We start from the raw sequence: 13,650 nt of genomic DNA on the forward strand, positions 1-13,650 counted from the left end.
GGCGGCAGCGTCCCGTTCGCCACGCCCGGCGACGTCGACAACAACGACTTCAGCGCGCGCGTTTCGAACGCCGTGAAATACACCTCGCCGAACTTCGGCGGCCTCCAGTTCGAAGCGCTCGTCGCGCGCGGCGGCGTGCGCGGGTCACGCGGGCACGGTCGCATCGACGAGATGGATCACCGCGCGGCCTTGCGCATAGAGCCAGTGTCCGCCGACGGAAAACGGCGGACGCGGGCCGTCCTCCAGCCCCGCGATCTCGCAGAAAAAACGGCGCGTGCCATCCAGATCGGGCGTGACGAGCGTGACGTGATCGAGTTGCATGGCGGCGTCCTTGCGTGGTTCCCTGCGTGGCGAATCCTGAAAACACGCGCATTGTCCAGCTTCGGCGCAGACTTGATAATTGGCGTAGCATTTGAAGGATTTTCAAACGCTGTCTAATAATCTTTTCGGTATCGACATGGACAATCTCGGCGACGTGCGCCTCTTCGTGGAAGCCGCGCGGCTCGGCAGCCTCTCGGCGGCGGGCCGCAAGCTGGGCCTCACGCCGGCGGCGGCCAGCGCCCGGCTCGCGCGGCTCGAAACGGAGCTGCGCGCGCGCCTGTTCGACCGCACCACGCGCCAGTTGCGCCTGACCGACGAAGGCCGCGCCTACCTCAATTGCAGCGAAAGCGCGCTGCGCTCGCTCGACGACGCCAAGGCCGCGCTGCAGGAGGGCCAGAACGCGGTGCGCGGCAAGGTGCGCATTTCGGCGACTTCCGACTTCGGCCGCAATCTGCTGATGACCTGGCTCGACGAATTCCTCACGCACTATCCCGAGGTGCGTTTCGCGCTCACGCTGACCGATTCGATCTCGAATCTGCTGCTCGAGGACATCGATCTGGCGATCCGCTTCGGCACGCCGCAGGACAGTTCGCTGATCGCGCGGCGGCTCGCACCGAACCCGCGCGTGCTGTGCGCCGCGCCCGATTACATCGCCCGCCACGGCGAGCCGCACGAGCCCGCCGATCTGGCCCGCTTCGACTGCATCGTGATCGGCTCGCCGGCGGGCCCGGTCAACGAGTGGCGCTTCACGCGCGGGAACGCGTCGCAGACCTACGTCGTGCCGCTGGAGAACGCGCTCGAAAGCTCGGACGGCGAGGCCGTGCGCCAATGGACGCTGTGCGGCTACGGTTTATCGGTGAAATCGATCTGGGACGTGGCCGACGACCTGCGCGCCGGGCGGCTGCGGATCGTCATGCCGGACTGGCGTTACGCCGAGCAGCCCGTGCACGCGCTCTATCACCGCAACCGCTATCTGGCGCCGCGCGTGCGCGTGCTGCTGGACTTCCTGTCCGAGCGTTTCGCCCAGGCGGCGCACGAGTTGAGCGCGCTCGTGCCCTGGGCGGAAGACCCGGAACACGCGGGACACGCGCACGGCGCGAACGGCGTGCAAGTCGTGTCGGATACGGCGATCGGCGCGGCGCCGGGACGGCCGCGGGGTCGCAAGGCCGTCAGCGCATAAGGCTATAATGTTGGATTAAGCTGAACGATGGTTCGCGTAGTCATCCGGCGGCATCAGAAGCCAATGCGCACGCAAAAAACGCGCGCCAAGGCACCAGTAAAACCCGCCAGCGAACCGCCCCACTGTGCGCCACAGCCTTCGCAGGCCGGCCACCCGCTTCAGCCCCAATTTTCACCGTAGTCCCGACGTGCATTTCGTGCATCAACCGGACGACGCCCCCAGGTGAACCACTGCGAACGGCGAACCCCGATGACCAAGAAAGTTTATGTAAAGACCTATGGCTGCCAGATGAACGAGTACGACTCCGACAAGATGGTCGACGTACTCGGCGCCGCTGAAGGCCTCGTGAAAACCGACACGCCCGAAGACGCGGACGTGATTCTGTTCAACACCTGCTCGGTGCGCGAAAAGGCCCAGGAAAAAGTCTTCTCCGAGCTCGGCCGCGTGCGCGAACTGAAGGAAGCGAACCCGAACCTGTTGATCGGCGTGGGCGGCTGCGTGGCGAGCCAGGAAGGCGCGGCCATCGTCCAGCGCGCACCGTATGTCGATCTGGTGTTCGGTCCGCAAACGCTGCACCGCCTGCCGCAGATGATCGACGCGCGCCGCGCCTCGGGCCGCGCGCAGGTCGACATCACCTTCCCCGAAATCGAGAAGTTCGACCATCTGCCGCCCGCGCGCGTGGAAGGTCCGAGCGCATTCGTCTCGATCATGGAAGGCTGCTCGAAATATTGCAGCTACTGCGTCGTGCCCTACACGCGCGGCGACGAAGTCTCGCGTCCGCTCGACGACGTGCTCACCGAAGTCGCCGGTCTCGCCGACCAGGGCGTGCGCGAAGTCACGCTGCTCGGCCAGAACGTCAACGCCTATCGCGGCCAGCTCACGCAAGGCGCGAGCGAAATCGCCGACTTCGCCACGCTGATCGAATACGTCGCCGACATCCCCGGCATCGAGCGCATTCGCTACACCACCTCGCATCCGAAGGAATTCACGCAGCGCCTGATCGACACCTACGCGAAGGTGCCGAAGCTCGTGAACCACCTGCATCTGCCTGTGCAGCACGGCTCCGACCGCGTGCTGATGGGGATGAAGCGCGGCTACACCGTGCTCGAATACAAGTCGGTGATCCGCAAGCTGCGCGCGATCCGCCCCGACCTCTCGCTCTCGACCGACATCATCGTCGGCTTCCCGGGCGAGACCGAGGAAGATTTCGAAAAGACCATGAAGCTCGTCGAAGAGATGAGCTACGACACGAGCTTCTCGTTCATCTACAGTCCGCGTCCGGGCACGCCCGCCGCGAACCTCGAAGACGACACGCCGCGCGAAGTGAAGCTCAAGCGTCTGCAGCATCTGCAGGCGACGATCGAAGAGAACGTACAGCGCATCAGCCAGTCGATGGTCGGACGCGTCGAGCGCATTCTGGTCGAAGGTCCGTCGCGCAAGGATCCGAGCGAACTGTCGGGCCGCACGGAAAACAACCGTGTGGTGAACTTCCCGGCGCCGCTCGCTTCGCACGCGCGCCTGATCGGCCAGATGATCGACGTGAAGATCAACCACGCGTACCCGCACTCGCTGCGCGGCGAGCTCGTGCTCGCGCACGAGGGCAATTCGGCGCTGTCGCACTAAATCGCCAACCGGCACCTGCAGCGCGCCACTCACGGAACACGGGAGTTCAGAGACACCTTGAAGCCGAATCAGCAGCATCTGGAATTCACCGCGCCGCACGACGACAACGCGCGGCTCGCCAACCTCTGCGGCCCGCTCGACGAAAATCTGCGGCAGATCGAGCAGGCGCTCGACGTGACGCTCGCACGGCGCGGCCATCGGATTTCGATTCGCGGCCGCGGCGCGAAGCTCGCGCTCACCGCGCTCGAAAACTTCTACAACAAGGCCCGCGATCCGCTTTCCGTCGACGACATCCAGCTCGCGCTGGTCGAGGCGCGCCATCTGGCGAGCCGCGCGAATGCGCGCGCGAACGGTAACGGCGGCAATGGCGGCAACGGCAAGTCCGACGACGGCGCGGAAATCGATCCGCGTTTTCGCGGCGATCCCGACCATCCGTTCGACGAACCGGCGCGCGACGATATCGACGTCGAAGAGCAAGGTCCGAAGCTCTACACGCGTCGCGCCGACCTGCGCGGCCGCACGCCCGCGCAGCGCGAGTACCTGAAGCAGATCATCTCGCACGACGTGACCTTCGGCATCGGGCCGGCGGGCACGGGCAAGACCTATCTCGCGGTGGCCTGCGCGGTCGACGCGCTCGAACGCGATCAGGTCAAGCGCATCGTGCTGACGCGTCCGGCCGTCGAAGCGGGCGAGCGTCTGGGCTTTTTGCCCGGCGATCTCGCGCAGAAGGTCGATCCGTATCTGCGCCCGCTCTACGACGCGCTCTACGATCTGCTCGGCTTCGACAAGACGGCGAAGATGTTCGAGCGCCAGATGATCGAAATCGCGCCGCTCGCGTACATGCGCGGCCGCACGCTCAATCACGCGTTCATCATTCTCGACGAGGCGCAGAACACCACGCCCGAGCAGATGAAGATGTTCCTCACGCGTATCGGCTTCGGCTCGAAGGCGGTCGTGACCGGCGACACCACCCAGGTGGACTTGCCGCGCGGCCACAAGAGCGGGCTGATCGAGGCGCAGCATGTGCTCGCGAACGTGCGCGGCATCGCCGTCACGCACTTCACGAGCGCGGACGTGGTGCGTCATCCGCTCGTCGCGCGTATCGTCGAGGCTTACGACGCGCATTCGAAGAAGGACGACAGCGGCGCCGACGCACGCTGATCAGTGCTGAATCCGATCGACAGCTCAACATGTCCCGCGCACCGAAACTCAAACTGAACCTTCAGTTCCCCGCCGCGAAGGCGTTTCCCGAGCACAAGGCCGCGCTGCCGCGCGCGACCGTGGCGGCCTGGGTGAAGGCGGCGCTGTTCGCCGACGCGGAACTGACCGTGCGCTTCGTCGACGCCGAGGAAGGCCGCACGCTCAACCGCAGCTATCGCGGCAAGGACTACGCGACCAACGTCCTCACCTTCGCCTACGCGGAGAGCGAGGACGACCCGGTCACGGGCGACCTGATCCTCTGCTGCCCGGTGGTGGAAAAGGAAGCCGCCGAGCAGAACAAGCCGCTCGCCGCGCACTACGCGCATCTGCTGGTGCACGGCGCGCTGCATGCGCAAGGCTACGATCACGAGGACGACGCCGAAGCCGAAGAGATGGAAGGCATCGAAACCGAAGTCCTCAATTCGCTCGGTTTTCCCGATCCGTACAAATAAGGACCTCAACGCGCCGCGCACCGCGCGCCTTCCGCCATGAACGACAAGAGCACGCCCGCCTTCGACGATCCCTCCGCGCAACCTCAGTCGGAGGGCGTCCCCGGCGCGCGTGATGCTGCCGTTCCGGGCGGCGCCGTGCGTGCGCCCTGCCCCGGCTATCCGCCCGCGCTCGGCGATCCGCGCCTGCTCACCGAAGACGATCTGCGCGCCTCGCTCGACTGCACGCTGCGCGACTGGGACCGCGAAAGCGACCTCTGGCTGTTCGGCTATGGCTCGCTGATCTGGAACCCCGGCCTGCCGACCGTCGAGAACGTGCGCTCGCGCGTGCATGGCTACCATCGCGGCCTGTATCTGTGGTCGCGCGTGAATCGCGGCACGCCCGAGCAGCCGGGCCTCGTGCTCGCGCTCGACCGCGGCGGTTCGTGCGCGGGTGTGGCGTTCCGCCTCGCGGCCGAAGGCGTGATGCCGCATCTGGAAGCGCTCTGGCGACGCGAAATGCCGATGGGCTCGTACCGGCCCGCGTGGCTGCCGTGCGCGCTCGAAGACGGACGGCGCGTCACCGCGCTCTCGTTCGTGATGCGCCGCGACGTGCCCACCTACACCGGCAAACTCGACGAAAACACCGTGCGCACCGTGTTCGGCTGCGCCACGGGCCGCTACGGCACGACGCTCGACTACGTGCGCCGCACCGTCGACGCCCTGCGCGAGACGGGCATGCCCGACCGCGCGCTGGAACGCCTGCTCGCGCGCTGCGCGTGAGCCCCGGCCCCGAATCCTGAATTTCGTCCGACGCGCGATGGCGCCGCATCTGCGTTAGGATGGATGCGAAGGCGCGCCACTTACACGGTGACGCCACGCGCATGTTGTATCCTTTCCCTTCCGCAATAGCGCGCCCGCCCTCCGAGGGCAGACGGGCGCACCACCATGAACGACTCTTATCCCAGTCGAAGACAAGCCGACAAACCGCAGGAAAAGCGCTCGCTCCTCGAGCGTCTGACCGACTTCATCTCGCCCGAGCCCGACTCGCGCAGCGAGCTTCTCGAAATACTCCAGGACGCGCACGCGCGTAATCTGATCGACGCCGACTCGCTTTCGATGATCGAAGGCGTGTTCCAGGTGTCCGAGCTGTGCGCACGCGACATCATGGTGCCGCGCGCCCAGATGGACGCGATCAACATCGCCGAGAGCCCGGACGAATTCATCCCCTACGTGCTGGACAAGGCGCACTCGCGCTATCCGGTCTACGAAGGCAATCGCGACAACGTGATCGGCGTGCTGCTCGCCAAGGATCTGCTGCGCTATTACGCCGAGGAGGAATTCGACGTGCGCGGCATGCTGCGCCCGGCGGTGTTCATCCCCGAGTCGAAGCGCCTGAACGTGCTGCTTCACGACTTCCGGCAGAACCGCAATCACATCGCCATCGTCGTGGACGAATACGGCGGCGTGGCCGGCCTGATCACGATCGAGGACGTGCTGGAGCAGATCGTCGGCGACATCGAGGACGAATACGACTTCGACGAGGAAAGCGGCAACATCATCGCTTCGCCCGACGGCCGCTTCCGCGTGCGCGCGCTCACCGAACTCACGCAGTTCAACGAGGCGTTCGGCACCCATTTCCCTGATGAAGAAGTGGACACGATCGGCGGTTACGTGACGAATCATTTCGGCCACGTGCCGCATCGCGGCGAGAAGGTGCGTCTCGGCGACCTGATTTTCGAGGTGCTGCGCGCCGACGCCCGCCAGGTGCACATGCTGCTGGTGCGCCGCGACCCGCTCGCGGGTCAGCGCGAAGCCGCGCTGCAGCAGCGCTTCCTGCGCGTGCCGCGCTGCATCCAGGGTCTCGAAGAGACCCGTCACGGTCTGTCTCATGGCTCACTCCTCGCCCGTCGGGCAGTGGCGGCAAAAGCGGTGGCAAATACTGTGACGATAAGCGGTGACAAAGGCTGATATGGCAGTGGGCGCGCGTCCGCGACATCCACGAATCCGACGACAGGATGCGGCAAATCCAGGTGCCCCGATGCGGTGCGCCCGCCGACGCCTGGTCGAGCATGCCGCAATCTTCGTGCCGCGAGAGTTTCGAACCCAGGCGTTCGGTCCCACGCGTTCGGAGCCAGACTTTTCGACCTACAGCGTCGCGTCCCGTTCCCGGCGCGCGCGCGTCTGCAAGTCGCGCTGGATTGCTTCGAGCAATTTCTCCAGCAAGGCGATGTCGAACGGCTTCGAGAGCACGCGCACGTCCACGTGACGCGCGCGCTCGAGTTCCTCCGCGTAACCGGTGACGAGAATCACGGGCAGCGTCGGCTCGCAGTTCTGCAGCGCCTCGGCCAGATCGATGCCGTTCATTTCGCCGGGCATGTGGATGTCCGAGAGCACAAGATCGAAATGCGCGAAGGGCGTCGCGTCGTCGTCGTTCGCCGCGGCAACGTGGCCGGCCTTGACGAGCGCGAGCGCGCTCGCCGCGTCGTTCGCGCAGGTGACGTGATGACCCATCATCTGCAGCAGCGCTTCGGTGCCCGCCGCGACTTCGTCGTTGTCTTCGACCAGCAGCACGCGCAGGCCATGCAGCGGCGCGACGCTGTCCTCGCGCGGCGCCGGTTCGTGCACGACGGCGGGCGCGGCGGCGGCGCGCGGCAGATACAGATGCACCGACGTACCCGCGCCGATCGCGCTGTCGATCGCGGCCAGTCCGCCCGAGCGCTCGCAGAACGCGAACACCTGCGGCAGCCCGAGCCCCGTGCCCATGCCCTTCGGCTTGGTCGTATAGAGCGGCTCGAACGCGCGCGCGAGCACGTCGGGCGACATGCCGACGCCGGAATCCTCCAGCGAAACGTGCACGAATTCGCCGTCGAGCGGAAAGCCCTCGCCGGGCCGGAACGCGATATTGCGCGCGCGCACCGTGAAGCGGCCGCCGTTGGGCATGGCGTCGCGCGCGTTGACGGCGAGATTGATGAGCGCGAGTTCGAATTCGGCGACGTCGACGTTCACGGGCCACACGCTTTCGTCGACATCGACGACGAGCGAGACCTTCGCGCCCAGCGACGCGCGCAGCAGTTCGCGGCTCGCGGGCAGCCAGCGTCCGGCGTGGATCGTCTCGTTGCGCAGCGGCTGCTTGCGCGCCACGCCGAGCAACTGGCGCGTGAGCGACTGGCCGCTCTTGAGCGCGCGCTCGATCGCCGAGAGTTCGCGCTCGAACGCGGCCGCGCCGCGCCGCCGCGCGATCTGCACGTTGGCGGAGACGATCATCAGCAGATTGTTGAAGTCGTGCGCGACGCTGCCGACGAGATTGCCGAGCGCTTCCATCTTGCGCGACTGCCGGTAGGCCGATTCGATCGAGCGCCGCATCGACGCTTCGGCCTGCCAGCGCTCCCACGCTTCCTCTTCGGCGGCGAGGCGGCGCAGCGACAGCCAGATCACGCACCAGAGCGCGATCGACGGCGTGAACATCGAGATGATCAGCACGCTCAGGTGCCGGTACCACGCGGCCCAGATCGCCGAGCTGCGGTACGCGCAGGTGACATAAACCGGATACGCGCCGACGCGCCGGTACGCGAGGATCACCTTGTCGTCGAGCAGTTGCGAGCGCATGTGCACGACGCCCGCGTCCTTGCCGCCCGCGAGCGCCGAGGCGAACGGCGAACCCGGCGTGATGCCCGGACCGCCGGCGCGCGCCTGGGCCGCAGGCGGCGGCGGCTCGAACGCGAGAATCGCGCCGTCGCTGCGCACGAGGCCGAGCGCCATCGGCGAGTCCGCGCCCAGCAGCTCGCGATAGAAGGTGCCGAAGTAGGCGGGCCGCAGCGCGACCGAGACGAGGCCCGCGAACTGGCCTTGCGCGTCGTGGCGCGCCACGCCCGTGTTGAACACCGTTTCGCCGCTGACCTGGCCTTGCATCACGCGCGAGACGTGATCGATCATGCGGCCCGCGCGGATGCCCACGAAGTCGTCGCGCGTGAGGATCGAAACGGGCGGCGGCGGCGAATAGCGGCTGCTCGCGAGCAGGTCGCCGTCGCGGCCGAAGATCGACACGGCCGCGACCTGCGGATAGCCGCCGCCGATCGCGTCGAGTTTCTCGTGAATCTGCGCTTCGTTCAGGCGGATGCCTTCGTCGTCGAGATCCTGCACGCCGTCCACGATGCGCGTGTCGAGCGCGTCGTTCATGTCGAACACCTTGAGCGCGTGCTCTTCGGCCACGCGCACGGTGCGCAGCGTGACGTCGGTGGCGTCGGCTTCGCGCGTGCGCAGGTCGTTCCAGGCCATCGTGGCCACGTAGACGCAAGGCAGCACGATCGCCGCCACGAGCAGCGCAATCAGCGTGCGGCGGCGGACCGTGAAGTCGTGACTGGGCGCGGCCGGAAACGGCGCTTCATCGGTGCGCGGCGAAGCGGGCGAGCGATCGTCTGGCCCGGCGGGCCGGTCGGGAATCATCGTACGGATAAGGGGATGGAGGCGGCGGCGGAGCTTCTGACATCATAAACGACCGTAGCGTTCCAACTGCCGCGTCGGCGTGCCCGATTGCGCGCTCGCACGAACCGTTCGCGGCCCCGCGCGCGGCGTTCGCGCAGGGAAAAAGTCAATTTCACGCGCCGCCGGACTAAACGTCGCAAAAAAGAACGATTTTTTCGGACAGACGCGCGATTGCGCGAAAATCCGCGTAGCGCAAACGTACACAAAAGGATAATTATCGGCGCTGATTCGTTGGTTCGATTATTTATTTTCCGAAAAACCGGAAAAGAAAGTCAATTTTGATCGCGTAACGATTATCGACGAGTTGCATTTCATTTCATTTGCTTCGAGAATTCGGGGCACGATAAATACGTATGAAAAATGTGCACGTGCAGCGCGCTGTTTTTCGCGTATCCATTCTGTAAGTCGGCCCCCTCAGCTAAAGCAGCGGGGACGAGTAACGCGGCGGAATTCGGGGCGCCGCTCTCACCGGGTCGATCCGATTTGCCGCGCCAGCCACGCTTCCCGTCGCGCTGTCATATGCGGTAATTCACGTATCGCGCATAAAATACGCGTCCGCCCTAAAGATAGTGCGCACGCGGCCGTTAATACGTCTTAACGCATTCCGTCCAACGCACATTCACTCAGCATATCCATGTCCTTGCCCATCGTGATCGCCGATGATTCGCTGTTAGCCCGCAAGGTGCTCACGAAGGCGCTTCCCGATGACTGGGACGTCGACATCTCGTACGCGTCGAACGGACATGAAGCGCTGGCGCTCTATCGCGCCGGGCGTGCACCGGTCATGTTTCTCGATCTGACGATGCCCGGCATGACGGGTTTTCAGGTTCTCGAAGCCATGCAGCACGAGGATCTGAATACGTTCGTGATCGTCGTATCCGCCGATGTCCAGCCGCGTGCGCAGGAGCGCGCGCTCGCGCTGGGCGCGATGGCGTTCGTGCCGAAGCCGGTCACCCAGGAAGCGCTGCTACCCATCCTGAAGGAGTACGGGTTGTATGCCTGATCGAGTGTTCACGGAACTGCAGCGCGACGCGCTTCAGGAGATCGCCAATCTGGGGATGGGCCAGGCAGCCACGCGTTTGTCGGGGCTCCTGAATGCTTTCATCGAATTGTCGGTGCCGCGCGTGCGCGTGGTGGCGGTCAGCGAGGCCGCGGACGCCTTGCGCGAGATGACCGGCATCGACGGTCCGGTGACGGCCGTGCGCCAGGGTTTTCGCTCCGAAATCAAGGGCGAGGCGCTGGTGATCTGCCGCAGCGGCGAGATTGCGGAACTCGGCGCGCTGATCGGCGGCCCGTTCGCGGAGTCCACCTGGGACGCGCTCACCGAGCAGGAACTGATCTTCGACGTGGCGAACGTGCTGACCGGCGCGTGTGTCTCGTCGATGCTCGACCAGCTCGGGCGTCTGCCGGTGTTTTCACAGCCGGGCCTGCTCGGCGATGCCGTCACGCTCGACGAAGTGTTCCAGCCCGGCCTGCTCGCGTGGGATCTCGCGCTGCTCGTCGAAGTCAACTTTGCGCTGGAAGACCAGCGTTTTCGCGCGCATCTCGTCATGCTGATGGCCGAAGAGTCGATCCATCATGTAAGCCGGGCCATCGACGCGCTGTTGCACAGCCTATGACTACCCCTGAATTGCCGTTGTCGACGCCTTCGCTGTCCGACCTCGTGGTCGAACGCGTGGGCTTCGGCCTGTTCGTGCTCGACCGCGACATGAACGTGCTGATGTGGAACCGCTTCATGCAGGACCACAGCGGCGTGTCCGCCGAGGACGTGATCGGCCGCCCGATTTTCGAGCGCTTTCCCGACCTGCCGCGCGCGTGGCTCGCGCGCAAGGTCGAAAGCGTGTTCCAGCTCGGCAGCTTCGCCTTCAGCTCGTGGGAGCAGCGGCCCTACCTGTTCCGCTTCGATCACGACCGCCCCATCACGGGCGGCGTGGACTACATGCAGCAGGACTGCACCTTCATGCCGCTGATGCGCGAGCGCGAGGTGATCGCCGTGTGCGTCACGGTGTCCGACGTCACGCACGTCAGCGTGATGCAGCGCGAGCGTGAAGACGCCGTGGCCAAGCTGCGCGAATACGCCGACCGCGACGGCCTCACGGGCATCGCGAACCGGCGCTTCTTCGAGTCGCGCCTGATGGAGGAATTCTCGCGCTGGCAGCGTTACGGCGGCGACCTCTCGGTGCTGCTGTTCGATCTCGACCACTTCAAGAAGATCAACGACGAATTCGGTCACGTCACCGGCGACACGGTGCTGCGCTCGATGGCGCAGCGCGTGGCCGACGTGGTGCGCAAGCAGGACGTGTTCGGCCGTTTCGGCGGCGAGGAATTCGCGCTGCTGCTGCCGTGCACGCCGCTCGACGACGCGCTTCACGTGGCCGAGAAGATCCGCCACACGATCGGCGACACGCCCGTGGACGTGCAGGGCGTGGTCGTGCCGGTCACGGCAAGCGTGGGCGCCGCCGCGGCGCGGCCCGGCGCGAACGACTACGAAGTCATGATCAACGAAGCCGACGCCGCGCTCTACAGCGCCAAGCGCCAGGGCCGCAACCGTTCGGTGGTGCTGCTGCACGAGCTGTCTTAGCTGCTCGACCGGGATCGCGCCTTCTGGCGCGATTTCCTCGAACATGGCGGACGATGGCGGGAATCTGCGCGACGTTGTCCGTTATAAGCCGACGATAAACCTGTGACGAAACTCGCGCCCGGCCTCGCGCGCCGGCGCTTCTCCATTTGTCCCTGATTGCGGCGAGGTTCCCGACTGCGGCGGCCCGCAAAGGTTGATATACTTTGGCCCGTTTCCGGCCTTGGACCCCGAGTGGCGTTCGAGCGAGCCGGTGCCTCGCGCGTGTCCGCGCGCGCGGGCGACCCGCTCCATGCGGGCCCGAATATCTGAAACGCCCCGTCGAGGGCGACCCCAGCGGAGATCGTCTTGGCTGTTTCCAACCTCGTCGTGGACGATACACATCAAACCGACGCCGCCGCCGCATCGTCGGGCAGCTCGTTTTATCTGGCGATGCGCATCCTGCCTGCCGCGCAGCGCGACGCCATGTATCAGGTCTACGCCTTTTGCCGCGCTGTCGACGACATCGCGGACAGCGACCTGCCGCGCGCCGAGCGTGCGGCGGGGCTCGACCAATGGCGCGCCGATATCGACGCGTGCTACGCCGGCACGCCGCGCGCCTCGCTGGCCGCGCTCACGCGCCACATCCACACGTTCGGGCTGCAGCGCGAGGACTTCCACGCGATGATCGACGGCATGGCGATGGACGCCGCCGAGGACATCTGCGCCCCCGACGAGGACACGCTCGACCTCTATTGCGACCGCGTCGCGAGCGCGGCGGGCCGTCTGTCGGTGAGAATTTTCGGGATGGAAGAGGAGCCGGGCCGGCTGCTCTCGCATCACCTCGGCCGTGCGCTGCAGTTGACCAACATCCTGCGCGACATCGACGAGGACGCGGACATCAACCGCTGCTATCTGCCGCGCGAACTGCTCGCGCGCGAAGGCATCGCGGCCACGGGTCCGCACCAGATCGCCGCCGATCCGCGCCTGCCGCGCGTCTGCGCGACGCTGGTGGAACGCGCGTTCGGCCATTTCGCCGCCGCCGACGCGATCATGGACCGCACGCCGCGCATCCAGGTCAAGGCGCCGCGCATCATGTCGGGCGTCTACCGCGTGCTGCTCGAACGCACCATCGATCGCGGCTTCGACCTGCCGCGCACCAAGGTGGCCAAACCGCGCGCGCGGCTCATGTGGATCGTGGCGCGCTACGCGCTGTTCTGATGCCGCGGCTCGTCCACGTGATCGGCGCGGGGCTGGCGGGCCTTGCGACGGCCGTGCGGCTGCAGCGCCGGGGCGTGCAGGTCGCCCTGCACGAAGCGGGCGCGCAGGCAGGTGGACGATGCCGTTCGTACTATGACCGCACGCTGGCGGCGACGCTCGACAGCGGCAACCATCTGGTGCTGGCCAATCACGCGCACACGCTCGACTACGTGCGCGCGATCGGCGCCGCCGACGAACTGACGGGCCCGGCCGAACCCGGATTCGCGTTCATGGACCTCGCGGCGCGCTCGCGCTGGAGCGTGCGGTTTTCGCGCTCGCGCGTGCCGTTCTGGATCGGCGACGCCCAGGCGCGCGTGCCGGGCACCCGCGTGTCGGACTATCTCGCGCTGCTGCCGTTGCTGTTCGCCAAGCCGGGCCGCACGCTCGCGCAGACCATGCGCTGCGACGGCGTGCTGTGGGACCGCCTGGTGCGCCCGCTGCTGCTCGCGGGGCTCAACGTCGAGCCGCGCGAAGCGAGCGCCGAACTCGCTTCGGCGATGCTGCGCGAGGCGCTGGCGGCGGCTCGGAAGGTCGTCTGGTAGGGGAGGAGGGTGCGCCTCGTGGTAAGTCTCGTGTGTGGGCGTATCATGAAAAAA

General features: G+C 66.3%; 10 protein-coding genes and 4 pseudogenes. 12 read left to right on the top strand and 2 right to left on the bottom strand.

What is annotated here, in order from left to right:
- Positions 1-162: pseudogene (locus tag G3N97_RS40215) on the top strand (porin); the annotation flags it as partial.
- On the opposite strand, the pseudogene G3N97_RS40220 reads toward G3N97_RS40215, so the two are convergent.
- Positions 151-321 (bottom strand): annotated as a pseudogene (locus G3N97_RS40220) (extradiol dioxygenase); the annotation flags it as partial. The pseudogenes G3N97_RS40215 and G3N97_RS40220 overlap by 12 nt on opposite strands.
- 136 nt (positions 322-457) lie before the next feature.
- On the opposite strand from G3N97_RS40220, the gene G3N97_RS29535 reads away from it, so the two are divergent.
- From G3N97_RS29535 to G3N97_RS29560, 6 genes and pseudogenes are all read left to right on the top strand, one after another.
- Entirely contained in the window at positions 458-1,501 is a 1,044-nt protein-coding gene (locus G3N97_RS29535; RefSeq protein WP_205996486.1) for a LysR family transcriptional regulator, read from the top strand.
- Positions 1,502-1,750: 249 nt separating this feature from the next.
- On the top strand, positions 1,751-3,124 hold the full coding sequence (gene miaB, locus G3N97_RS29540; protein ID WP_205996487.1) for a tRNA (N6-isopentenyl adenosine(37)-C2)-methylthiotransferase MiaB: 1,374 nt from the start codon (positions 1,751-1,753) through the stop codon (positions 3,122-3,124).
- A 57-nt stretch (positions 3,125-3,181) separates the two neighbouring features.
- Entirely contained in the window at positions 3,182-4,285 is a 1,104-nt protein-coding gene (locus tag G3N97_RS29545; protein WP_205996488.1) for a PhoH family protein, read from the top strand.
- 29 nt (positions 4,286-4,314) lie between these two features.
- Positions 4,315-4,776 carry an rRNA maturation RNase YbeY gene (gene ybeY / locus G3N97_RS29550; RefSeq protein ID WP_065059337.1) on the top strand — a complete coding sequence of 154 codons (462 nt, stop codon included), beginning with the start codon at positions 4,315-4,317 and terminating at the stop codon, positions 4,774-4,776.
- 36 nt (positions 4,777-4,812) lie between these two features.
- Positions 4,813-5,535 (top strand): gamma-glutamylcyclotransferase, encoded by a 723-nt coding sequence (locus G3N97_RS29555; protein ID WP_205996489.1) that lies wholly within the window; start codon positions 4,813-4,815, stop codon positions 5,533-5,535.
- Positions 5,536-5,700: 165 nt separating this feature from the next.
- Positions 5,701-6,564: pseudogene (locus G3N97_RS29560) on the top strand (HlyC/CorC family transporter); the annotation flags it as partial.
- Between the two features lie 336 nt (positions 6,565-6,900).
- Here the strand turns inward: G3N97_RS29560 and G3N97_RS29565 are convergent.
- Complete coding sequence (locus G3N97_RS29565) at positions 6,901-9,198, bottom strand: hybrid sensor histidine kinase/response regulator (protein ID WP_205996490.1); 2,298 nt, start codon at positions 9,196-9,198, stop codon at positions 6,901-6,903.
- 673 nt (positions 9,199-9,871) lie between these two features.
- Between G3N97_RS29565 and G3N97_RS29570 the strand changes: the two genes are divergently transcribed.
- From G3N97_RS29570 to G3N97_RS29590, 5 genes and pseudogenes are all read left to right on the top strand, one after another.
- On the top strand, positions 9,872-10,240 hold the full coding sequence (locus G3N97_RS29570; protein ID WP_205996491.1) for a response regulator: 369 nt from the start codon (positions 9,872-9,874) through the stop codon (positions 10,238-10,240).
- Positions 10,233-10,856, top strand: coding sequence for a chemotaxis protein CheC (locus tag G3N97_RS29575; protein WP_065061651.1), 624 nt, complete (start codon positions 10,233-10,235; stop codon positions 10,854-10,856). The genes G3N97_RS29570 and G3N97_RS29575 overlap by 8 nt, the downstream gene beginning before the upstream one ends.
- Before the next feature lie 11 nt (positions 10,857-10,867).
- Positions 10,868-11,818, top strand: coding sequence for a sensor domain-containing diguanylate cyclase (locus G3N97_RS29580; RefSeq protein ID WP_205996494.1), 951 nt, complete (start codon positions 10,868-10,870; stop codon positions 11,816-11,818).
- 345 nt (positions 11,819-12,163) lie between these two features.
- The gene (hpnD, locus tag G3N97_RS29585; protein WP_205996492.1) at positions 12,164-13,015 is read left to right on the top strand and encodes a presqualene diphosphate synthase HpnD; all 852 of its coding nucleotides are present in this window, start codon (positions 12,164-12,166) and stop codon (positions 13,013-13,015) included.
- A pseudogene (locus tag G3N97_RS29590) lies at positions 13,015-13,575 on the top strand (FAD-dependent oxidoreductase); the annotation flags it as partial. The gene hpnD and the pseudogene G3N97_RS29590, both read left to right, overlap by 1 nt.
- Positions 13,576-13,650: the final 75 nt, after the last annotated feature.

The sequence above is a fragment of the Paraburkholderia sp. Ac-20347 genome, assembly GCF_017104805.1.
GTDB lineage: Bacteria > Pseudomonadota > Gammaproteobacteria > Burkholderiales > Burkholderiaceae > Paraburkholderia > Paraburkholderia tropica.